Genomic DNA, 21930 nt, shown 5'->3' with positions numbered 1-21930 from the left:
ACCTAGTTAAAGTATAACATAAAAAGAGCCCCTAATGATGTGACCCCAAAAAGTTAGACCAAAAATCTAACATTAAGGAGGTCGGTTCATAAAGGGCTCTTTTTTGCATATATAATTGATTATTTTACATATCTAGGTATCACTTACTATCTATAAAAATAATATAGTATCTATACTAGATGATCTATATCTATCGATCAAAATCGCGATCCAAATTTACTTCTTTCAGCGGCACTAGTTTTGTTTTCTTCGTGTATTTATAACCTAAGTACACTGCAAAGAACACTGGTAAACCAATATACGCAACAGATACGCCGTACCAGTCAATGGTTTCACCCATGAAGGCAGAGTAGTTTTGACCAGCAATGATAAAGATACAGAGAATTAAGGCCATAATTGGACCAAATGGGAACAAGGAAGCTTTAAACGGCAATTCGCTAAGGTCTCTACCTTGTGCTTTAAAAGCACGGCGGAAACGGTAATGCGAGATAGCAATACCTACCCATGCAATAAATCCAGACATACCAGAAATATTAACAATCCAACTATATGCCGTACCTTCACCAATGAAGCTTGTTAAGAAAGCAAATAAACCAATAGCCGTGGTCATAATAAGGGCTGGCACAGGCACGCCTTTTTTGTTCAACTTACCAAAAATTTGTGGCGCCTGTCCTTCTTTCGCCAGTGCATAGAGCATACGCGTCGAAGAATAAAGACCAGAATTCCCTGCACTCAATACAGCCGTCAAAATAATGGCATTAATAAAACTCGCTGCAAAAGCAAATCCAAAGCGATCAAAAACAAGCGTAAATGGACTGATGGACACATTTTCAATGCTCGAATTTAATAGATTTGGATCCGTGTAAGGAATGAGGAAACCAATCACTGTGAAAGCCCCAATATAGAAGAGCAAAATGCGCCAGAAAATAGAATTAATTGCTTTTGGCACGTTTTTCTCAGGCTCTTCTGCTTCACCTGCAGCAACACCAATAAGCTCTGTTCCTTGGAAGGAGAAACCAGCTACCATAAAAATAGCTAGAATAGAACCCCATCCACCGACAAATGGCGCTTCTCCAACAGTCCAGTTTTCAAATCCTGGAGACGTTCCACCAATACCAAAAATGAGCATAGAGCCACAGAATAAGAAGACGAACACCGTAATAACTTTGATGGATGAGAAAATATATTCGCTTTCACCAAAGGAACGGGTGGACATGTAATTGAGTCCAAAGAGGATGAGCAAAAATAGAGCGGACCAGACGATAGCAGGCACGTCAGGGAACCAATATTTCATAATAAGTGCCCCTGCAAGGACCTCTGCAGCCAATGTGATGGCCCAGTTAAACCAGTAATTCCAACCTAAGGCAAAACCAAAAGCAGGATCTACATAACGTTTCGCATAGGTACCAAAAGAACCAGGTATAGGTAAATATGTAGCCATCTCACCGAGAGATGTCATTAAGAAATATACCATAAGTCCAATGAGACCATAGGCTACTAAAGCACCACCAGGACCGGCAGTACTCACTACTTCACCGCCAGCTACAAAAAGACCAGTACCAATAGCGCCACCTAAAGCAATCATATTCATATGACGAGCTTTGAGAGACCGTTTTAGATGTTTATCTGTATTTGATGTATATTCTACACTGGATATATCTCGTTTTTCTTGTCCACTAGGATTGCCTTGTGATTGATTACTTGTATTTGATTGTTGTTGATTATCCATAATCACCTCTGATTATAAGTCTAGATTACGAACGTATTGCGCATTATCTTCAATGAACTTACGACGAGGTTCTACTTTATCGCCCATAAGAACGGTAAAGATTTTATCAGCTTCAATAGAATCTTCTAAGCTAACTTGTAAAATCGTACGATTCTCAGGATTCATCGTAGTTTCCCATAATTGTTCAGGATTCATTTCACCTAACCCTTTATAGCGTTGAATAGCTATGCCATCACGACCAATTTCATCAAGTTTAGCCGCTAGTTCTGCATCGGAGTATACGTACCATTGAGATTTGCCTTTTTTAATTTGGTATAAAGGCGGTTGTGCAATGTATACGTGACCTTCTTCGATGAGTGGTTTCATATAACGGTAGAAGAATGTTAATAACAATGTACGAATATGAGCACCGTCAACATCAGCATCGGTCATGATGATGATTTTATTATAACGAGATTTTGTTATATCGAATTCTTCCCCAATACCAGTACCAAAGGCAGTGATCATGGAACGAATTTCGTTATTTGCTAAAATTTTGTCAAGACGAGCTTTTTCTACGTTTAAGATTTTACCGCGCAATGGTAAAATTGCTTGGTATCGACGATCCCTACCTTGTTTTGCAGAACCACCTGCAGAATCACCTTCGACGAGGTAAATTTCTGTCATAGATGTATCTTTTTCGGAGCAATCTGCTAATTTACCAGGCAAGCTAGATACTTCCAAAGCATTTTTACGACGCGTTAAATCGCGGGCTTTACGAGCTGCTTCGCGAGCACGGCTAGCCATAGTCGCTTTTTCGATAATTTTCTTCGCATCTTGCGGATGTTCTTCTAAGAACGTTTTTAATCCTTCCGACACGATTACATCGGTAATACCTTTTACTTCGCTGTTGCCTAATTTTGTTTTTGTTTGCCCTTCGAACTGTGGTTCTAAGACTTTTACAGATACAACAGCTGTTAAGCCTTCACGCACGTCTTCACCGGACAAGTTAGACTCATTTTCTTTGATAAGACCTGCTTTGCGGCCGTAATCGTTGAGGGTACGCGTCAAGGCAGAACGGAAACCTGATAAATGAGTACCGCCATCGATAGTATTGATATTGTTAACAAAGGACATAATATTTTCGCTATAACTATCGTTATATTGTAAGGCTACGTCTACCACAACATCGTCCTTTGTATTTTCAATGGTAATCACTTCGCCGTTCACTACTTCTTTATTTTCGTTAAGGAATGTAATGAAAGAACTTAAACCGCCTTCGTAGTGGAAGCTTTCAACGCGAGGCTCGTCACCGCGCAAATCGCTCAAAGTAATGCGCAATCCTTTATTCAAGAACGCTAACTCTTGTAAGCGCGCTTTCAATGTATCAAAACTGAAGATAGTCGTTTCAAAAATATCTGCATCTGGTTTGAAAATAACAGTCGTACCTGTGCTGTCAGCTTTTCCAATTTCCGTCAATTCTGACGTTTTATGACCGCGGGCAAAGGTAATTTCTTGGATGATACCATTTTGAGACACTTGAACGCGCGTCCATTCACTCAAAGCGTTCACTACGGAAATACCTACACCATGAAGACCGCCAGATACTTTGTATCCGCCGCCCCCAAATTTACCGCCTGCATGCAATTTCGTCAATACAAGCTCCACTGCAGACATACCAGATTCATGCATTCCTGTAGGAATACCGCGACCATCGTCGACAACAGTAATGCTATTGTCTTCATTGATGGACACTTCGATATGCGTTGCATAACCAGCGAGCGCTTCATCTACAGAATTATCTACTACTTCGTATACGAGATGATGTAAACCGCGCACAGACGTACTACCAATATACATCCCTGGGCGTTTACGCACCGCGTCTAAGCCTTCTAATACCTGTATATTCTCGGCTCCATAAACTTGTTCAGGCATGAAACAAACTCCTCCTCATACTATGTAAAACATATGATATTACATATTTTATGATTAAACTTATCTTTTCATTATACTATAAAACTCATGAATCCGCTTGTTTAATGTTTTTAAGGATATACCAGATCCATATACATAATCATCTGTAATGATATAAGTCTTAATATCACTAGCAGGGACCATGTTGAGGACTTCCCCAGCGTAATGAGCAATGGGGCTCTTCAAATCTTTATCCACTTGTACCATCGTAATAATGGCAGCAATAGGTATACTTACATTTTCTCCAATATGTACGTACATATAACCTCTTATTGTAAAAGCTCTATAACAGAATACTATTATAATCTATGATTTACTATTATCTTGAAATTCAGAGCTATTATTAGATTCATTAATCGCTTCCCATTCGTTAATACCTCGCAGAGCCTGTAATTCCTTTTGCTTTTCTTCATCCAAAAATTTAGACCGATATTTGTTACATAAATTAATCACATGTTGATCTGTCAATTCATCAGGCTTTTTATGGGTAATTAACATAGCCGCCATATACATATGGTTCCGGCTCGTCGATCCTTTATAAATCTTATCTAAGTAGAAATAAATTAATTCCCTCATAGCCGTAGAAAATTCAGTAAATGTACAATTTATATGAGGCTTGCAGTCCCCATATTTGCAGTACGGATAATTGCGAATGAAGGTCTTAATGCCATTGATTTTTTCTCTGTACAAATCGTATTCGCAAGACACGCAATACTGATTGTTCCTATCCATTAACACATGACACCGCTCACATCGCTGAAAGCCTTGCTGTTCCAAATGGATTTCTTTTTTCCAACGACTAATGAGCAATTTCCGAAATGCTTCTTTTAATTCTTCATTATTTGTTTTATTTACTATACTATCGATGCGATCTACATCGTCATCGGTTAAGACGATTTTATTGGACTGAATATAATCTCGGCTTTTGATTTCTTTTTCTAAAATTAAAGGCTTTTCCTCATCTTGCTTGATATAACTTTGGCGCTGCATAATAAGGCGCATCTCTGTAATTACATCGGACTTATAATAATCATTAATATGTTTGATGATGCGCTTTTCGTTCATCTTAATTTCTTGCATCCACTGCGATGTATCAGCACTGATGACGATGCGGGGAGGCTTAATATCAATAATTCTCGTATGAGACGCAATAATAGGACCAACTACATCTTTCCAGTGATGAACAATGGTATTCAATTTAAATTGTTCTAAAATGCCTAACTTCTGTAGGCCTTTTCCTAGTAATAGATCAAGGCTTTCCATAATGGATCTGTCCTTCTTTACAATGAATCAATTGAACCCCTGGTAAATTTTTAAAATCATGGATATCTGTGGTGGTAATGACCGTTTGAATCCGTTTGTGAATGAACTGCAATAAATTCGTTCTCCGCGATTCGTCGAGCTCGCTTAGTACATCATCTAATAACAATACAGGATATTCGCCTACTTCAGATTTAATAAATTCCAATTCACTTAATTTTAGTGAAAGTACAGCAGTCCGTTGTTGCCCTTGAGAACCGTATTTTTTTAAATCAATAGAATCCGAGAAAAACCGTAAATCATCACGATGTGGTCCTACGCTAGTAGTCATGCGATGTCGATCTTGAGTCAAATGTTGTTGCAACAAGTCGTAAAATGCTTCTTTGGTGTATACCATATCGCCGTCTTCACCGTAAGGTTGTTCATAACCAATAGTGAGATTTTCTAATCCACCTGTCAATTTGCGATTCATCAAATCGATAAGCAAATTAATTTTCTTCAAACTTTCTAACCGTTTTTTTACGATAAAGGAAGCTATATCAGCAATCTGTATATCCCATTCTGCAAGGGGAATATGTTGTTTGCCTCGGTATTCTTTTAGCAATGTATTGCGCTGCTGCAATAATCGATTATATTGCAACAATTGATGATAATAAGTAGCACTTGTTTGGGATATTTCCATATCGAGGAACCGGCGCCGTCCAGAAGGGCTACCTTTAATGAGCTGCAAATCTTCTGGACAAAATATGACTGTATTTAATGTGCCAATCAATTCTTTTTGGGATAATTTCGTATCGTTTAAGCGAATATCTTTCGGCCCTTGGCGGAATAATTTAATATTTACCTTTTGCGGTGTCTCTTTCTTTTCAAAGTTCATCACAATGCCCGCTTCATTAGCATTAAATAACAACATATCTGATATATCGCTGGTGCGATGGCTTTTACCAATGGTACCTACGTAAATAGACTCTAATATATTTGTTTTACCAGCCCCATTGGATCCATAGAGGACGACAATATCCGAATCCAGTAATAAATCTAAATGCTCGTAATTGCGAAACTGAAATAGTTGCAGTGAGTTAATTCTCACCGATTATTCCTCCTCTGAGGTAATCACAAAATCTACATCTAATCCATCTATAGAAATGATATCTTTGGGATAACATTTTTTTCGTTTTTCTGTCACTAATTGACCATTTAAGAATAACACTTTATCGTCAATGAGTGATTTAATTTGTCCACCTGTTTCGATAACACCTTCCAATTTCAATAATTGATCGATTTGGATATACTCGGTGTGAATTACAACAAGTTGTACGTCTTTTTCCATATGTCCTCCTGGAATGGATATTTTAAAATTATATCCATGGGATGTACTACTCATAGTATATGTATAAATAATAATTAAATATACATAAATAAAACTAATATTTATTCATATCGACTACATTGATACATACACAACTTATAAAAACGAGTTATTACTATTAACATTAATATAAATAACTCAACGAATAACTAATATTAAGTCATGTATTAGTTATTAGTACGCACTGGCGTTACTACATAAGTATAATTGGCGTTGTTATCTTGGCGGATTACAACAGGACCATTTTGTTTCAAATATAAGTGAATGCTTTCACCAGAACTGTGGCGAAGGATATCTGAAATATAGCGACCGTTGAAAGAAATCGTAAACGGTGTGCCTTTAAATTCTACAGCAATGTCTTCTTTAGCCATGCCAATTTCTGCATTTTGGCTAGACAAGGTTACGTTTTCTGGAGACCAGTCATAGCGGATGACGTTGTAACTCATGTCTTTCGCTAAGAGCGATACGCGGTCTACGGCGCCAGCAAATTCACGGCGATCAATGACAGCGCTAGAGTCAAATTGAGAAGGAATTACTTTTTCGTATTCAGGGTATGTGCCTTCAATCAATCGAGAAATAATATAAATAGATTCAAAGATAAATACGATTTGGTTGCGATTCCAAATGATTTTAATCATAGACGGATTGTCTGTTGGCAATAAACGAGACACTTCGGCTAATGTTTTCGTTGGAATGATAATGCGCATAGGAGATGTAGCAGGTTCATCGATTTGGACTTTTTTAACAGCCATTCGATGCGTATCGGTAGCTACCATAGTTACTTCTTTGTCGTTAGCATCTTTAATTTCGAGAAGAGCACCGGCAAATACAGGACGGTCTTCGTCGCTAGCAGCAGCATAGTTTGTTAAATCGATTAACTCTTTCATAGCTTGACTATCGATGAGTAAATGATCTTGGTCATGAATTTGTTCGACTAAAGAGAAATCATCAGGGTGAAGAGTAACTAATTTAAATTCAGATGAACCAGATGTGATTTTTAAAGTATTTTCATCTTCTGATTTATTTAATTGGATGGTGTCGCCTGGCAATTTACGAATCAATTCTTGAAAGTAACGAGATGCCACAACGAGTGTACCTGGTTCTAAAATGTCTGCATCAATTGTGAGTTTAATGCCTAGTTCAAAGTCGTTACCTTGTAATTCAACTTGATTGTTTTTTGTGGTCATATAAATAGCGCCAGGCAAATTAGAACTCGTTTTATTTTGAGATACTTTTTGTAATACATTGATTGCTTTTTGGAGGTTGGCTTTTGGGAATTTAATATTCATTGTAATCTCCTTATTATTGATTTGATATGTTTTACATTATCTTGTTATTAATAGCTATATTAGATAATCGTTGATTTTATATGTTCATCATATTCTTGTTTGTAAATAGTTAATTTGAAATTATGTAGATGCTCTATAGATAATCAACGATAGATCTGTTTACTAATGTTGGTTTTGATTGTTTTGTAATTTTAGTAGTTTTAGTAATAGGGCTTGTGCATGTGTGTAAAAGCCTTTTTGTTATTGTCATAGCGTGGTGCATGGCCTGTGTATAAACCTGTGGTCTCATTGTACCTAGTTATCCACATAATCACAGAAAATGAGATACTTATATGTATCCACAAAATTATACACAATCTATCCACATAGTTATCCACATGTACTGTATAAGGGATAGTTAAGAGTTTTCATCATAGATAATCAATTACCAGTGGACAATTCTAATTTAATTTTACGAATTAATTCTTTCACTTCTGGATTTTTTTCGATTTCCTTCGTAATTTTATCGTATGCGTGAAGTATAGTTGTGTGATCCCTAGAGAAAGCTTTCGCGATTTCTGGATAACTTTCATTCATAATGTCCCGGCACAAGTACATGGCCACTTGGCGAGGGAAAGCGAATTCGGCTTTTCGTTTTTTACCAAGTAAGTCTTGTTTTTTGATGTTGAAATAGTTGCTCACATAGTTTTGAATTGTTTCTATGTCTACATAAGTAACGCGTTCCGTCGTAATGAGCGGAGACAGCGTAGTCTTGGCGTATTCCAAATCGATAGGCTCTGTTCTGCGCTCCATAGAGGCAGTAGAAATTAATCGGGTGAAAGCACCTTGTAATTTGCGGATATTTTCATCAAATTGAAGGGCTGTGTAATGAATAGCATCGTTATTAATATTGAGGATATTACCTTTTATATTTTCTCGCTCTATTAAGGCTTTTAAAATAGCCATGCGCGTTTCTATATCAGGATGTTCCATAGTAACTACAAAGCCAGCTTGGAAGCGAGAGCGAATGCGATCTTCGAATTGATCCATATCGTTAGGTAGTGTATCTGATGTGAGAACGATTTGTTTTCCTTTATTAAATAATTCATTGAAGGTATTAAAGAATTCTGTTTTTGTCCCTTGTTTGTTATCTAAGAATTGAATATCGTCGATCATTAATACATCAATGTTACGGAATGTATTTCTGAACATTTCGCCTTGCCCTTTTTTGATGGATTCAACAAAGAGGTTCATAAAATTTTCGCTGGTAATACTCATGATTTTTAGATTCGGTTGTGATTCAGAAATGGCATTCCCAATGGCGTGCATCAAATGGGTTTTACCGAGACCAGATGGTCCGTAAATAAATAGTGGATTATAGATGATACCAGGACGTTCTGCTACAGCTTGAGCAGCGCCAAAAGGGACACGGTTGGCATTACCTGCAATATAGTTATCAAAACGGAAAGCTGGATTTAAATTTGATGCTGACAAGTCAATTATCGTATCTGTTGATTGAAAATGTGTAGTTGATGGTGTTTGTTTTACTGGCGGTATCATCGGTTCATCGGGAATGCGTACAGGCTCGTCTCCTAAAATTCCTAAGTCACTAACCATGGGTTGAGGATCTACTTGGGGGCGGTCGATGAACACTGATTCGTTATAAGATGGCGTATACAGCTCTTCTTGATGAGGCATGTTATCTGTGGAATTAGCTGGTTCACTTTGTTCTTCCTCATCTGCAGACAAGTCGATAACGACGATAGATTTTGGAGATCCTGTAGCCTTTGTGATAGCTTCTTGTAAAGGGCGACTCACGACTGGTTGGGATTCGATGACGTCTTTCATATAACTTTGTAGCACGCCAATATGGATAGAATTATGATCGATATCCATAGGAATAATAGAACTACTAACGCGCTTAAAGAGAACTGTAGGCATAAATTTATGGGCTTCTTTTAATATATCTTCCCATATGGTATTTAAATCATTAGCATTCGATGACATTATAGACCCCTTGTGCATAACTTTTATAAAAACTGGCGTAATTTGTGGGTAAATTGTAGATAATTGCCAAATATAATGTGAATAACTGTGAAATAACTGTGTATAAGTTGTGAATAACTTGTTTCTCAATATGTAAAAGTTCAGTTATTATATGATTTACTCTTGTGAATAGGGAAAATAATAAAAATGTGGATAACTTTTATTAGTTATCCCCTTTTTCAAAGGTAATCATGGCAATTTTCTTGAAATAGTACATCAATTTTACCAAAAAATGATAGAATTGTCACATTGTCTGTGGATAACTATGATCATCGCATTAGATCGTGAGCACATTATTTTTTAGAGACCATATTTTTTTTGATAGACCATATTGGATTGGTCATACCATATTATTTTTACGAATCTATTGGTCTTATTTTAACGATATTTATTGACAGATTTAGTTTTTAACCATATAATTAGCCTGTTATGGTATAAGTAAAACAAAAAAATGAACGAGGAGGTGTTTTACTAATGAAACGTACTTATCAACCAAATACGCTTTGGAGAAAACGTACTCATGGTTTCCGTGAACGTATGAAAACTATCGGTGGCCGTCTCGTATTAAAAAGAAGACGTGCTAAAGGCAGAAAACGTTTGTCTGCATAATATATAGCTCACAAGAGCTTTTGAGAAAACTTGGCGCTCTTGCCAAGTTTTTCTGTTCTATAGGAATCGGACGACAATGGATTACCGCTTACGAAAAACAAGACGCATCATCAACAACAATGAATATCGCCTTGTGTATAAGCATGGTAAATACGAAGTAGGTCGCTTATGTGTTATCTACCGTATGCCTGTAGCGAAAGAAAAGACCCGTATTGGATTTGTGACGGGTAAAAAAATAGGCGGTGCTGTGGATCGAAACAGAGCACGCCGGTTGATGAAAGAAGTGTATCGATTGCATCAACATGAAATTCGCGAAGGCTATCACATTGTTATAGTTGGACGTGGCCCTATGAAGGACGCAACCTATGAACGAGCGGAAAAGGAAATACTGTACTTATTGCGTAAAAGCAAGCTCTTAGTATAATCCTATGTAGGACCATATGTGTGGCAATTGTACCGCGCGGTGGTCCTATTCTTGTATATACGTAGTTTTCTGGCATATACATGGGCTAGAATTACGGTGAAAGGAAGCACTATGACAACAGTATTACAACGACTTTTACATCTCTTCATACGGTTTTACCAAGTGGCCATATCACCAGCAAAACCGGGGTGTTGCCGATACTACCCAACTTGTTCCACATATACTCTGCAGGCTATCGACAAATACGGACCTTTTAAAGGTAGCTGGTTAGGTTTGAAACGGATCTTGCGTTGCCACCCTTTTCACAAAGGTGGCTATGATCCTGTTCCGTAACTCATTTTTTCATAAGCACTATGAAGTGTTGATGAGTAGGAACTTTCGTATAATTAGCACAGATTTGGAAATACCGAAGTATCTGTATGGATGAAATATAGACCATACCATAACGATATAGATACGCAAAGGTTTCGAAGCGAACCTGCATGTTTAGGAGGCACTATGGAATTTTTATCGTCTATGTTTAACCCTATCATTGAATTTATGCGTACATTGTTGACGTACGCATTCCAATTTACAGAAATGATAGGATTCCCAAGTTACGGCATTGCCATCATTTTGTTGACTCTTGTCATTAAAGCAATTTTGGCACCTTTAACAGTAAAACAAATTAAATCTATGAAAGCCATGCAAGAATTGCAACCACGTATGCAGGCTCTTCAAGAAAAGTACAAAAATGATCCTCAACGAATGCAACAAGAAGTGGCTAAAATGTACCGTGAAATGGGTGTAAACCCATTGGCTGGTTGCTTGCCATTATTGGTGCAAATGCCATTCTTGATTGCCATTTTTTGGGCTTTACAAGATTATCCGTACAATCCAGCGTACGTACAATTCTTATGGTTACCAAGCCTTGGCGAAACGGACCCATACTACATTTTACCGGTTCTTAGTGCCGTATCTACGTGGATGATGTCCCGCCAAACATCACAAGGTGCTACTGGCGCTGCGGCGAGCCAACAAAAAATTATGATGTGGTTTATGCCACTTTTCATTGGTTATATTTCTCTTAACTTCCCAGCAGGCCTCGTTATCTACTGGGTAGTCTCTAATGTGTTCCAATTTGTGCAACAGCACTTCATTTACAAAAGCTTAGAAGCTAATAAATAGGAGGCACTATGGAATTTATCGATGTATCTGCTAAAACTATTGAAGAAGCCATTGCTAAAGGTGTAGCTGAGTTAGCTATAGATGGACACGAACTAGTAGAAACAGAAGTCATTGAAAAACCATCCAGTGGTTTTCTTGGTATCGGTCGTAAACCAGCAGTGGTTCGCTTGTTTTTTACATCTGTGAAAGCTAATGTTACCACTACAGAACGAGCAGCTATAGAAGAACGATCTGACGCTGTCTCCTCTTCTCCAGTGGCTACAGTAGATAGCGAAACAGCAAAGGGTGTAGCTGATATAGAGGCTACAGCTTCTACAGATACTGCTAACAACGCTAATGATGCTACTCATAGCAGCTCTTTTGGTGAAAGCCGTAAAAAAGAGAAAGAAGAACTTTCAAAAGAAACACAAGAATTAATTGCTCAAAAAGGTAAACAATTCTTGGATGATATGTTCAAACAAATGGGTTTGTCTGTGCTCATCGAAAAAATGATGACGAAAGATAAAATTACCTTCCAAGTTCACGGTGAAAATCTTGGTATTTTGATCGGTAAACACGGTCAAACACTAGATGCCATTCAATATTTAACGAATTTGGTAGCCCATAAAGAAGTATCTGGCCATTGCCACATCGTAGTAGATGTAGAAAACTACAGATCCCGCCGAGAAGAAACGCTCGTTAACTTGGCGAAACGATTGGCTGCTAAAGTAAAACGAAATCGTCAAAAAGTATCCCTCGAACCGATGAATGCATTTGAACGCAAAATCATTCATAGCGCTTTACAAGGGGATGCACATATTGAAACGAGCAGCGCCGGTGAAGAACCATTCCGCTATGTAGTGATTCATTATAAGAAATAACATAGAATCCACATATTGTTACTATCATTTACTAGTAATTAAATATAACAAAAACTCTTCCCTATCTTGGTATGATGGGGAAGAGTTTTTTGTTTTATTAAGTAAGATTTTTACTATACTATGTGCTATCTTTATGATATTCTATAACATATGTTTTTGTGTAAAAGAGTTATTAAAAGGAGTTATAACATGAATGAATTAAGTATGTGGGGCCATTTTGTAAATGCTATGAATAAATTCTTCGTTTTTAAAGGTCGTGCTAGCCGTAAAGAATATTGGTCTTTTGTTTTATTTTATATTATATTTATGGCTATAGCAGGTCTAGTATTGGGTATGATGGATTTGCCTGATCGCGTTCTCAATTCAATTTCTTATGTATTTTTAGTGCCTAGTATTGCTGTCACAGTAAGACGTTTACATGATCTAAATAAAAGTGGTGCTTGGTATTTTATTCAATTGATTCCTATTGTAGGCACTTTATATCTTTTGTATTTAATGCTCAAACCTACTCAACAAGGTGATAATAAATACGGTCCGTCTTTAGTGTAAATGTATGCTAATATATAATAATTTTGTATATTTAAAGTATTATGTGAGAGGGACATTACATGAATGAACTAAGTATATGGGGCCATTTTGTAAGCGCCATGAAAGATAAATTTGCTACTTTCTCCGGTCGTGCAAGCCGCAAGGAATATTGGTCCTTTGTTTTATTTAGCATTATTTTTGCTATTGTAGCAGCTTTATTAGATGTTGCCTTTGAAACAAATGAAATAATCTCTAACTTAGTTAGCGTTATTTTCATTGTACCTAGTATTTCTGTTACAGTAAGACGTTTACATGATGTGAATAAAAGTGGTTGGTGGTATTTTATCTACTTAGTACCTTTATTTGGTGCTCTTTACATCTTGTATTTAACATTAAAGAAAACACAACCAGAAGACAATGAATATGGTCCTTCTTTAGTGTAATCGCTTATTAGTCTATATAGTTAGTATAAACTCTTTCTCCTCTGTTATAGACGGGAAAGAGTTTTTTTTGTATGATTCAATATATAATTATCATTGTATAGGGAGATGTACTATGAATCGAAATGAACAGACTCAACAAGAGTATATGGAACAAGAACAGGTTCAATATGAATCTGTAGAACATAATGAAATACAAGACGAACAAGTGAAACTTGCCACCTATGATGCTATACAAAAAGAGCCTAGCGCGTGGGATCATTTTTATGGTGCTATACGATATAAATATGCCACTTTCTCGGGGCGTGCCAGCAGAGCAGAACTGTTATCCTTTTATTTATTTAATTATGTCTTTAGTATGGGTATTAATGTAGTACTTAGTGGATTTATAAGGGATGACGCTACCATTGCGGTTTATGTGTATATGTTTTTGGTCGTTTTGTATAATCTATTTATGTTTCTTCCAAGTTTATCTATTACAGTCAGACGACTTCACGATTCTAATAAAAGCGGGTGGTATTTGTTATTGCCTTATGCACTCATATTGTTACCAATCCTCTATGGAATCAGTTACGCTATAACGCAGAACCTAGACTATACAGTAGGGATTTTATCTGTATTTGTTAAATTCTTAGCCTTTGTAGGATCCTTTTTCGGATCTATATTTGGAGGCTTTGGAGATTATCCAGAACATGCTTGGGCTATGGGTTTGTTTATTGTTATATATATTACTATTCATATCTACCTATGGTATTTACTATTGCGGAAAACGCAGCCAGATGATAATCGATATGGTCCGTCTTTGTTGAATCCTAAAGAGTAATAAAAACCTCTCTGCCAATTGTTATAGTCGGTAGAGAGGTTTTGTGTTATAAGCTTTTAGTTTATTTTTTATAAGAGTATACTATATGTATAGTATCTGTAAAATGATAGATTGATTAATGAGGTGTAAGGATATGAGTGAAATGAGTATATGGGAACATTTTGTGAATACTATGAAATACAAGTATGCTACTGCCTCTGGTCGAGCGAGTCGTAAGGAATATTGGTCCTTTGTATTATGTTCTATTATGATTACTTTCATCGCCATGATATTAGACGAAATATGGGGAACAAAGGAAGCCATTAGCAAGACAATATATATTATTTTCTTGATACCTAGCCTTACTATTACTATAAGACGTTTACATGATATAAATAAAAGTGGGTTTTGGTATTTAATACAAATTATTCCTGTGTTAGGAACTATCTATCTTTTATATTTAATGATAAAACCGACGCAGCCAAATGATAATCAATATGGATCGTCTTTGTTGAATAAATAATAAATTAAATAATAATAAGTGGAGATAGTTGTAGTATGAATAGTAATGAAAATAATACAGTAGAAAAAGCTGTTAAAGAATTTAGTATATGGGGTCAATTCAAAGATACAGTAAGATATAAGTATTCTAGCTTTTCCGGTCGCGCAAGCCGCAAGGAATATTGGTCATTTGCATTTATTGGTTTTTGGATTACTTTATTGGCTGATGCTATCGATACTATTATTCAGTTTAAACTTGGTATATATGGTATCGTTGGATTTTTAGTATGGTTTGCTCTTTTTATTCCAAATATAACAGTAACAATCAGGCGGTTACATGATGTCAATCGAAGTGGATGGTATATATTACTATTGTATTTACCAATTGGATTAGGGTCGTCATTATATCTGTTTGATATTAGTATATTTGAATTATTTAATAATAAAAAACACGCTGCCATAGTTACTTTTGCTTTGTTTTATATTATTGTTGCTATTGAATTAATTATGTTGTATCTATTGGTAAAACCGACGCAACCAAATGATAATCAATACGGTCCGTCTTTATTGAATCATGAGGAATAAAATAGCATTTCTATATTTTATCGTTTGATTATTATAATAGCTATGCTATAATATAGATAAGCAAAGAAAGAGTGTGCTATGTTCTAATAGATAGCACGAAACCCCTCAGAGTTCGCACCTCTGAGGGGTTTCTAACATTATATCGCTAATGCTGAAGCGAGGATTGTTGCCTAAAAATATCTATTATTATATCATTTTTAGCCCAAGATATGATTATGAATCAATATAGTTTATGATATACTACTATAGTACATAGGTTATGGTGAAAGCTAACCTAAGGTAATCTTCTGCGTGGAAGGTTGGTTTAGTTTAACTTTCACGAGAAGATATAGACATATCAGAAGGTATAATATATCAATAACAACATAAGGAAGATAGTATGTATATAGATGATACAATTGCAGCTATTGCTACACCGCCGGGGATTGGTGGTGTAGGTATTATTCGGGTAAGTGGCAAGGATAGTTTTACGATCGTCAATACATTGTTTAAAAGCGCCGGTACGGTGCCTTTAGGTGAACGCCCTAATCGTACCATTCAATATGGAACTATCGTTGATCCTGAGGTGAATCAGACGATTGATGAAGTATTATTGCTATTAATGCACGGCCCTCATTCGTATACAGCGGAAGATGTAGTGGAAATTCAATGTCATGGTGGCATTGTGCCAGTACAGCAGATTTTGAAATTATTAGTGCGTCACGGTGTGCGCATGGCAGATGCGGGAGAATTTACGAAGCGGGCTTTCATAAATGGTCGTATTGATTTAACGCAAGCGGAAGCCATTATCGACATTATTGAAGCGAAAACGGAAGATTCCCTCTCTCTTGCGGTGTCTCAATTAGATGGAACGGTATCTAAATTTGTTAGTTCTTTACGGGAACAGCTAATTACTATGATTGCCCATTTAGAGGTGACTATCGACTATCCTGAAGAAGATATTGAAGACGTGACAAGCCGCGAAGTGGGCGCACAGTTACAGCCTATTTTGCACAGTATGGACGAGTTGTTGGCGACGGCCAACACGGGGCGCCTCATTCGAGATGGGATTATGACGGTTATTGTTGGTCGCCCTAATGCGGGTAAATCGAGTTTGATGAATGCTTTGTTGAGAGAAAACCGTGCTATTGTAACGGACATTCCAGGAACGACACGGGATAGTATTGAAGAATTTATGACCATTGAAGGTATTTCTTTGAAACTCATCGACACGGCGGGCATTCGTCATACAGAAGATACCGTAGAAGCCCTTGGTGTAGAACGAGCACGAGAATATATAGATAAAGCAGACATCGTTCTTTGTGTTATCGATGGGTCCACACCGTTAACATCGGAAGAACAAGACATTCTCACATCCGTATCTGGTCTAAATACCATCGTTTTGCTAAATAAAGCAGATGTTGGTCAAGTCGTGACCAATGCTGACATCGAGGCAGTAGGAACTTTTACAGCCATCGAACGGATTAGCGCTAAAGACGGAGAAGGCAGTGCTGTCCTCTCTAAATGGGTAAAAGAACTCGTATACGGCGGCGCTGTACAACAAACAAACACAACTATGATTAGTAATGTACGGCATATTAGCTTAATGGAACAAGCGAAAGCTCAAATCGAACAAGCCCTCTCCTCCATCGACGCTGGCATGCCAGTAGACTTCATCGCCACCGACCTTCGCAGCGCTTGGGAACTCCTAGGCGACATCACAGGCGACAGCATCCGCGAAACCATGATCGACGAACTATTCAGTAGATTTTGTTTAGGTAAATAAAAGTAGGGCTTGAGGGAGCTGAGGAGCAAAGCGACGAAGAAACCCAAGCATCACTTTGTTCCGAACGTAAGCAGCGTAGCCTACTTGAAGGAGTAAAGCGACGCACAAGTAGTGAGGAGTCGCTTATGTCGCGAAGTAAGATTTGCGAAGCAAATCCACATGAGCGACGAAGATTTTGCGAAGCAAAATCCACAGTGAGGAACAGGACTGAGGAGAAAATAAGAAAATGCTCAGCGAGCGACCCGGCAGGGTAAAATGACCTGTAAGCAGAAATAATAGGAATAAAAATATAAAAAGGAATCAACAAATATGTATACAGTAGACAATTACGATGTCATCGTCATCGGTGGAGGTCACGCGGGTTGTGAAGCGGCTCTCGCTTGTGCACGCATGGGACACCGTACCTTGATGGCGACCATCAGTTTAGATACCATCGCCCTTATGCCATGTAATCCGGCTATTGGTGGTCCTGGTAAAAGCCATCTCGTATATGAAATCGATGCTTTAGGCGGGCAAATGGCTATTAATGCAGATGCAACGGCTATTCAAATGCGTATGCTCAACATGGGGAAAGGCCCTGCCGTTCACTCTTTGCGTTGCCAATCGGATAAATTCAAATACCAACAAATGATGAAAGAAACCTTAGAGAATACGGATCATTTGAATGTGAAACAAATTATGGTAACGGAACTAAAAGTAGAAGATGGCAAGGTAACAGGCATCGTTACAGAATTAGGTGAATTCTACGGCGCCAAAGCTATTATTCTCTGTACGGGTACGTATTTGCGAGGCAAAATTCTCATCGGTAATATTGACTATATTGGTGGTCCTAATGGGCAACGCGTGTCGGAAGTATTTTCCCAATCCCTTCTCGACCACGGTATTAAATTGATGCGATTTAAAACGGGTACGCCAGCGCGCGTTGATAAACGGACGCTCAATTTAGACAATATGGAAATGCAAGAAGGCGATACACATCACCACGCTTTCTCCTTTATGGATGAGTGGATTGATCGCAATGAACAAGTATGTTGGCTCACTTACACGAATAAGGAAACTCACGATATCATTCACAGCAATATTCATCGTGCGCCTATGTATAGCGGTAAAATCGAAGGTGTTGGCCCTCGTTATTGCCCTTCCATTGAAGATAAAGTGGTGCGCTTTGCCGATAAAGAGCGTCATCAATTGTTCGTAGAACCAGAAGGCAATGGTACTAATGAAATGTATGTACAAGGCATGAGTACCTCCCTTCCTATGGACGTGCAATATGCGTTTTTGCGCACCATTCCGGGGCTTGAGAATGTAGAAATCATGCGTCCTGCTTATGCTATCGAATACGATTGCTTAGACCCTACACAATTGACACCGGCTTTGCAGGTGAAACATATTGAAGGTCTCTACTCTGCTGGCCAAGCAAATGGTACATCAGGCTACGAAGAAGCGGCCGCTCAAGGTCTTATGGCAGGTATTAATGCAGCCCTTTGGATTGACGGGAAAGATCCTTTCATCCTTGCTCGTTCAGAAGCTTATATTGGCGTTCTTATCGACGATTTAGTGACAAAAGGTACAGAAGAACCGTATCGCATGATGACGAGCCGCAGCGAATATCGTTTGCTATTGCGACAAGACAATGCGGACTTGCGCCTCACTGAAAAAGGTCGTGCCATTGGTCTTGTGAAAGACGACAGATGGGCGAAATTTACAGCGAAAAAGGCAGATTTAGAAGAAGCTTTCACTCTTTTGAAAGCAACTCCTGTGAACCCATCAAAAGAAACGCAAGCCATCCTTGCATCCATCGGGACAGCACCTATTAAAACAGGCATTCATGCTTATGATTTGGTGAAACGTAATGAATTGAACTACGCTATCGTAGCCGATGCATTCGGTTTAAAACGATTTACCCCTGATGTAGAAGAAGAAATTGATATTTCCATTACCTACGAAGGGTATATTAAAAAACAACTGGACCAAGTCGATAAAGTGCGCAAATTAGAAGAAAAAATACTCCCTCCAGACTGGAACTACATGGACATGAAAGGCATTTCTTTGGAAGCTCAACAGAAACTCACTAAGATCCGCCCTCACTCCATCGGTCAAGCAAGCCGTATTTCTGGGGTCTCTCCAGCGGACGTATCGGTACTGTTGGTACAGCTAGAACAATACCATCGCAGTAAATAAAGGAACTAAATATAGGAATAAAAATAATAGCCCTAATGATTAATGCATTAGGGCTGTTTTGTATACATATCCATATCATAATAGATAAAATGATTTTAAAATTATATTTATGCAATTTTATCAATGAATAATATAGGAAAAGATGGATGAGATTATTGTAGAATGTCTTCTGAGAAAATACAAATAGATGATAGAAGGAATATAGGATTACATGATGGAGATGTAGAGATGAATTATCCTATAAAAGATAGCCAAAAAGATGGAGCGATTTCTCAATTAATTGTTTAAATGAGAAAGCAGTATATAAAATGAAAATCTATTATGTGGTATACTAGAATATAATATCATTGACTCTGTTAGATCCATAGATCATTATCTATAGTTGTGGAGTCTCTCAAAAATGACCTTCTTATTTCGTCTCTATTCCCTTTTTTACTGTTTTTGCATATCAAGTGCTGTAAAGATGATATAAACTAGCTTAGAGCGCGAATAATTGAGTTTTACCTTTTATTTACACTAGAACCTACACTAGGAGTCACTATGAAAGAAAAATACGATGTGCCTATTGCGGTGGAAGCGGAATTTGTATCATACATGATGGAACAAATGGCAGCTTTCGGCCTTCCTTGCACAGAATCGCAAGCTAAGGATTTCTATATCTATTATGCGCATATGATTGAAACCAATAAATTCCTGAACCTTACAGGCATTACGGATATGAAAGAAGTAGTTGTAAAACACATGATAGATTCCCTTTCCTGCTACGATCCTGAGATTATGAACCCGAAATCTACCATCATTGATGTTGGCACTGGTGCCGGTTTTCCAGGAATTCCACTGGCCATTTACGACAGAACTTTGCAAGTGACTCTCTTCGATTCTCTTAAAAAACGGCTGAACTTCCTCGATGAAATCATTGAAAAACTGAACTTAACGAACTGTACTACTTTGCACGGTCGCGCTGAAGACTTGAGCCACCAGTCCTTCCGTGAAAGCTTTCACATAGCGACAAGTCGTGCCGTTGCGCGATTGCCTATATTGTTAGAATGGACATTGCCTTATGTGAAGCAAGGTGGTTATATGATTGCGTTGAAAGGCGCTATTTATGAAGAGGAAATTGGAGAGTCTACAAAGGCCTTAGATATTTTAAAAGGTCGCATTACAGATGTTAAACAAGTAACCCTCCCTACCCTTGATGATACACGGGCTGTGGTGTACATAGAAAAAACAGGAAAAACACCAAAGCAATATCCACGTAAGCCGAAGGCTATTAAGGATATGCCTCTATAATTATTGAAGATATAATTGTAAGAGTGTAGAATTATATATCGGTTGTACTATATACGAATATAAACCATTAGAGGTAATAAACACATAATCATTATAAAACCCTTATACATGCTAATCATTTTGATTATATAGCATCGTATAAGGGTTTTTATATAATAATTATAGCTCTCTGCCTCTAAGGGCTTATATTCATTGCAAGGTATGTTTGTTTCTAGAATTGGCTACACGTGATTGATAATATACAATGTTGTATCGATATCGTTGAGTGGCATAATATGTACGCCAGAAGCAATCTTTTTGATTTCTTCTAATGTTTCGATGGCAATTTCTGTGCCCGCCTCTTTTCCGCCTTTTTCGACGCGATCAAGGATGTCTTGGGTGAGGCTGATGCCAGGTACTTTTTCGTGTAAGTACGTCGCCATTTTGAAGCTTTTTAAAGGAATTAAACCGAGCATAATAGGAACGTTCAAATCGGACATCGCATCGATATATCGTTTCGCTTGTTCCAAATCGTAAATAGGTTGTGTTTGTACAAAGTTTGCGCCGTGCTCAATTTTAGACACTAATTTTTGGCGTTCCACCCCGAAGTCCTCTGCCCCAGGATTACCAGTGGTGCCAATGTAGAAATTGGTAGGCACTTCTAAGTCGTTACTAGCTAGGTCCTTCCCTTTATTTAAGGAATTAGCAATATCGAGGAGCCTCATGGAATCGACTTCAAATACGGCTTTTGCAAAAGGATGGTCCCCGTTGGCCGGATTGTCACCAGTGAGAGCTAAAATATTGTTCACTCCTAGCGCCGCTGCACCGAGAAGTTCCGATTGTAAACCGATGATATTTCGATCTCGGCATGTGAGGTGGAATATGGTTTCAATCCCCTCGTTATGTTGCAATAAATAAGATAATGAAATAGGGCTCATACGCATATTCGACATAGGGCTGTCGGCGATATTGATGGCATCCACTTTGCCTTTCAATCGCTTCGCCTGGTCGAATATTTTTTGCGCAGAACTACTTTTAGGCGGGTCTAATTCAACAGTAATGGTGAATTTACCGGCCTTATGTTTTTCTTGTAAATTCATAAACACTCCTCATACATGAAACGCTAATATTCTTTATATACATTAAGTTCCTATTAGATGGATGAATCGTTAGC

At 37.8% G+C, this 21930-nt stretch carries 23 protein-coding genes; 14 read left to right on the top strand and 9 right to left on the bottom strand.

Annotated elements, in window-relative coordinates:
- Nucleotides 1-190: 190 nt before the first annotated feature.
- The 8 genes from NFR29_RS04160 to dnaA form a co-directional block, all read right to left on the bottom strand.
- Nucleotides 191-1591: an amino acid permease gene (locus NFR29_RS04160; RefSeq protein ID WP_251423789.1), complete on the bottom strand. Its 1401-nt coding sequence runs from the start codon at nt 1589-1591 to the stop codon at nt 191-193.
- Nucleotides 1592-1741: 150 nt separating this feature from the next.
- Entirely contained in the window at nt 1742-3643 is a 1902-nt protein-coding gene (gene gyrB, locus NFR29_RS04155; protein ID WP_251423687.1) for a DNA topoisomerase (ATP-hydrolyzing) subunit B, read from the bottom strand.
- 60 nt (nt 3644-3703) lie between these two features.
- Nucleotides 3704-3943, bottom strand: a complete 240-nt coding sequence (locus NFR29_RS04150) for a DUF370 domain-containing protein (RefSeq protein ID WP_251423684.1) — start codon at nt 3941-3943, stop codon at nt 3704-3706.
- Between the two features lie 45 nt (nt 3944-3988).
- The gene (locus NFR29_RS04145; protein ID WP_251423681.1) at nt 3989-4945 is read right to left on the bottom strand and encodes a DciA family protein; all 957 of its coding nucleotides are present in this window, start codon (nt 4943-4945) and stop codon (nt 3989-3991) included.
- Nucleotides 4932-6032 (bottom strand): DNA replication/repair protein RecF, encoded by a 1101-nt coding sequence (recF, locus tag NFR29_RS04140; RefSeq protein ID WP_251423678.1) that lies wholly within the window; start codon nt 6030-6032, stop codon nt 4932-4934. The genes NFR29_RS04145 and recF overlap by 14 nt, the downstream gene beginning before the upstream one ends.
- A 3-nt stretch (nt 6033-6035) precedes the next feature.
- On the bottom strand, nt 6036-6272 hold the full coding sequence (locus NFR29_RS04135; RefSeq protein ID WP_251423676.1) for an RNA-binding S4 domain-containing protein: 237 nt from the start codon (nt 6270-6272) through the stop codon (nt 6036-6038).
- A gap of 206 nt (nt 6273-6478) precedes the next feature.
- Entirely contained in the window at nt 6479-7600 is a 1122-nt protein-coding gene (dnaN, locus tag NFR29_RS04130) for a DNA polymerase III subunit beta (RefSeq protein WP_251423674.1), read from the bottom strand.
- Nucleotides 7601-8020: 420 nt separating this feature from the next.
- Nucleotides 8021-9586, bottom strand: coding sequence for a chromosomal replication initiator protein DnaA (gene dnaA, locus NFR29_RS04125; protein WP_251423672.1), 1566 nt, complete (start codon nt 9584-9586; stop codon nt 8021-8023).
- A 513-nt stretch (nt 9587-10099) separates the two neighbouring features.
- On the opposite strand from dnaA, the gene rpmH reads away from it, so the two are divergent.
- The 14 genes from rpmH to rsmG all read left to right on the top strand — a co-directional run bounded on the left by rpmH (nt 10100) and on the right by rsmG (nt 20777).
- A complete protein-coding gene (rpmH, locus tag NFR29_RS04120; protein WP_004692946.1) occupies nt 10100-10234 on the top strand; it encodes a 50S ribosomal protein L34 in 135 nt (44 codons plus the stop codon).
- Between the two features lie 76 nt (nt 10235-10310).
- The gene (gene rnpA, locus NFR29_RS04115; RefSeq protein ID WP_251423669.1) at nt 10311-10658 is read left to right on the top strand and encodes a ribonuclease P protein component; all 348 of its coding nucleotides are present in this window, start codon (nt 10311-10313) and stop codon (nt 10656-10658) included.
- A 111-nt stretch (nt 10659-10769) separates the two neighbouring features.
- The gene (gene yidD, locus NFR29_RS04110; RefSeq protein WP_251423666.1) at nt 10770-10991 is read left to right on the top strand and encodes a membrane protein insertion efficiency factor YidD; all 222 of its coding nucleotides are present in this window, start codon (nt 10770-10772) and stop codon (nt 10989-10991) included.
- 165 nt (nt 10992-11156) lie between these two features.
- The gene (locus NFR29_RS04105) at nt 11157-11825 is read left to right on the top strand and encodes a YidC/Oxa1 family membrane protein insertase (protein ID WP_251423663.1); all 669 of its coding nucleotides are present in this window, start codon (nt 11157-11159) and stop codon (nt 11823-11825) included.
- An 8-nt stretch (nt 11826-11833) separates the two neighbouring features.
- Entirely contained in the window at nt 11834-12685 is an 852-nt protein-coding gene (gene jag, locus NFR29_RS04100; protein WP_251423661.1) for an RNA-binding cell elongation regulator Jag/EloR, read from the top strand.
- Between the two features lie 189 nt (nt 12686-12874).
- Entirely contained in the window at nt 12875-13234 is a 360-nt protein-coding gene (locus NFR29_RS04095; protein WP_251423658.1) for a DUF805 domain-containing protein, read from the top strand.
- A gap of 59 nt (nt 13235-13293) precedes the next feature.
- Nucleotides 13294-13656 carry a DUF805 domain-containing protein gene (locus NFR29_RS04090; protein WP_251423655.1) on the top strand — a complete coding sequence of 121 codons (363 nt, stop codon included), beginning with the start codon at nt 13294-13296 and terminating at the stop codon, nt 13654-13656.
- A 112-nt stretch (nt 13657-13768) separates the two neighbouring features.
- The gene (locus NFR29_RS04085; RefSeq protein ID WP_251423652.1) at nt 13769-14476 is read left to right on the top strand and encodes a DUF805 domain-containing protein; all 708 of its coding nucleotides are present in this window, start codon (nt 13769-13771) and stop codon (nt 14474-14476) included.
- A 172-nt stretch (nt 14477-14648) separates the two neighbouring features.
- Nucleotides 14649-14978 carry a DUF805 domain-containing protein gene (locus tag NFR29_RS04080; RefSeq protein WP_251423649.1) on the top strand — a complete coding sequence of 110 codons (330 nt, stop codon included), beginning with the start codon at nt 14649-14651 and terminating at the stop codon, nt 14976-14978.
- A gap of 35 nt (nt 14979-15013) precedes the next feature.
- Nucleotides 15014-15541 carry a DUF805 domain-containing protein gene (locus NFR29_RS04075; RefSeq protein WP_251423646.1) on the top strand — a complete coding sequence of 176 codons (528 nt, stop codon included), beginning with the start codon at nt 15014-15016 and terminating at the stop codon, nt 15539-15541.
- Between the two features lie 379 nt (nt 15542-15920).
- Entirely contained in the window at nt 15921-17306 is a 1386-nt protein-coding gene (mnmE, locus tag NFR29_RS04070) for a tRNA uridine-5-carboxymethylaminomethyl(34) synthesis GTPase MnmE (RefSeq protein WP_251423643.1), read from the top strand.
- Nucleotides 17307-17615: 309 nt separating this feature from the next.
- A complete protein-coding gene (mnmG, locus tag NFR29_RS04065; protein WP_251423640.1) occupies nt 17616-19487 on the top strand; it encodes a tRNA uridine-5-carboxymethylaminomethyl(34) synthesis enzyme MnmG in 1872 nt (623 codons plus the stop codon).
- A 162-nt stretch (nt 19488-19649) separates the two neighbouring features.
- Nucleotides 19650-19775 carry a hypothetical protein gene (locus NFR29_RS08285; RefSeq protein ID WP_277612499.1) on the top strand — a complete coding sequence of 42 codons (126 nt, stop codon included), beginning with the start codon at nt 19650-19652 and terminating at the stop codon, nt 19773-19775.
- Between the two features lie 252 nt (nt 19776-20027).
- On the top strand, nt 20028-20777 hold the full coding sequence (gene rsmG, locus NFR29_RS04060) for a 16S rRNA (guanine(527)-N(7))-methyltransferase RsmG (protein ID WP_251423638.1): 750 nt from the start codon (nt 20028-20030) through the stop codon (nt 20775-20777).
- Between the two features lie 221 nt (nt 20778-20998).
- Here rsmG and NFR29_RS04055 read toward each other — a convergent pair whose 3' ends face one another.
- Entirely contained in the window at nt 20999-21856 is an 858-nt protein-coding gene (locus NFR29_RS04055) for a methylenetetrahydrofolate reductase (RefSeq protein WP_251423635.1), read from the bottom strand.
- Between the last annotated feature and the right edge of the window lie 74 nt (nt 21857-21930).

The organism is Veillonella agrestimuris, assembly GCF_943193065.1.
Classification (GTDB): Bacteria; Bacillota; Negativicutes; order Veillonellales; family Veillonellaceae; genus Veillonella; species Veillonella agrestimuris.
Note: the sequence above shows the minus strand (reverse complement) of the source record. Positions and strands in the feature narration are given on the sequence as shown.

What these genes read in the sequence shown, in the direction of transcription:
- NFR29_RS04160 (WP_251423789.1), bottom strand. Translation starts at nt 1,591, where the DNA reads ATGAATATGATTGCTTTAGGTGGCGCTATTGGTACTGGTCTTTTTGTA.
- gyrB (WP_251423687.1), bottom strand. Translation starts at nt 3,643, where the DNA reads ATGCCTGAACAAGTTTATGGAGCCGAGAATATACAGGTATTAGAAGGC.
- NFR29_RS04150 (WP_251423684.1), bottom strand. Translation starts at nt 3,943, where the DNA reads ATGTACGTACATATTGGAGAAAATGTAAGTATACCTATTGCTGCCATT.
- NFR29_RS04145 (WP_251423681.1), bottom strand. Translation starts at nt 4,945, where the DNA reads ATGGAAAGCCTTGATCTATTACTAGGAAAAGGCCTACAGAAGTTAGGC.
- NFR29_RS04135 (WP_251423676.1), bottom strand. Translation starts at nt 6,272, where the DNA reads ATGGAAAAAGACGTACAACTTGTTGTAATTCACACCGAGTATATCCAA.
- dnaN (WP_251423674.1), bottom strand. Translation starts at nt 7,600, where the DNA reads ATGAATATTAAATTCCCAAAAGCCAACCTCCAAAAAGCAATCAATGTA.
- dnaA (WP_251423672.1), bottom strand. Translation starts at nt 9,586, where the DNA reads ATGTCATCGAATGCTAATGATTTAAATACCATATGGGAAGATATATTA.
- rpmH (WP_004692946.1), top strand. Translation starts at nt 10,100, where the DNA reads ATGAAACGTACTTATCAACCAAATACGCTTTGGAGAAAACGTACTCAT.
- rnpA (WP_251423669.1), top strand. Translation starts at nt 10,311, where the DNA reads ATGGATTACCGCTTACGAAAAACAAGACGCATCATCAACAACAATGAA.
- yidD (WP_251423666.1), top strand. Translation starts at nt 10,770, where the DNA reads ATGACAACAGTATTACAACGACTTTTACATCTCTTCATACGGTTTTAC.
- NFR29_RS04105 (WP_251423663.1), top strand. Translation starts at nt 11,157, where the DNA reads ATGGAATTTTTATCGTCTATGTTTAACCCTATCATTGAATTTATGCGT.
- jag (WP_251423661.1), top strand. Translation starts at nt 11,834, where the DNA reads ATGGAATTTATCGATGTATCTGCTAAAACTATTGAAGAAGCCATTGCT.
- NFR29_RS04095 (WP_251423658.1), top strand. Translation starts at nt 12,875, where the DNA reads ATGAATGAATTAAGTATGTGGGGCCATTTTGTAAATGCTATGAATAAA.
- NFR29_RS04090 (WP_251423655.1), top strand. Translation starts at nt 13,294, where the DNA reads ATGAATGAACTAAGTATATGGGGCCATTTTGTAAGCGCCATGAAAGAT.
- NFR29_RS04085 (WP_251423652.1), top strand. Translation starts at nt 13,769, where the DNA reads ATGAATCGAAATGAACAGACTCAACAAGAGTATATGGAACAAGAACAG.
- NFR29_RS04080 (WP_251423649.1), top strand. Translation starts at nt 14,649, where the DNA reads ATGAAATACAAGTATGCTACTGCCTCTGGTCGAGCGAGTCGTAAGGAA.
- NFR29_RS04075 (WP_251423646.1), top strand. Translation starts at nt 15,014, where the DNA reads ATGAATAGTAATGAAAATAATACAGTAGAAAAAGCTGTTAAAGAATTT.
- mnmE (WP_251423643.1), top strand. Translation starts at nt 15,921, where the DNA reads ATGTATATAGATGATACAATTGCAGCTATTGCTACACCGCCGGGGATT.
- mnmG (WP_251423640.1), top strand. Translation starts at nt 17,616, where the DNA reads ATGTATACAGTAGACAATTACGATGTCATCGTCATCGGTGGAGGTCAC.
- NFR29_RS08285 (WP_277612499.1), top strand. Translation starts at nt 19,650, where the DNA reads ATGTCTTCTGAGAAAATACAAATAGATGATAGAAGGAATATAGGATTA.
- rsmG (WP_251423638.1), top strand. Translation starts at nt 20,028, where the DNA reads ATGAAAGAAAAATACGATGTGCCTATTGCGGTGGAAGCGGAATTTGTA.
- NFR29_RS04055 (WP_251423635.1), bottom strand. Translation starts at nt 21,856, where the DNA reads ATGAATTTACAAGAAAAACATAAGGCCGGTAAATTCACCATTACTGTT.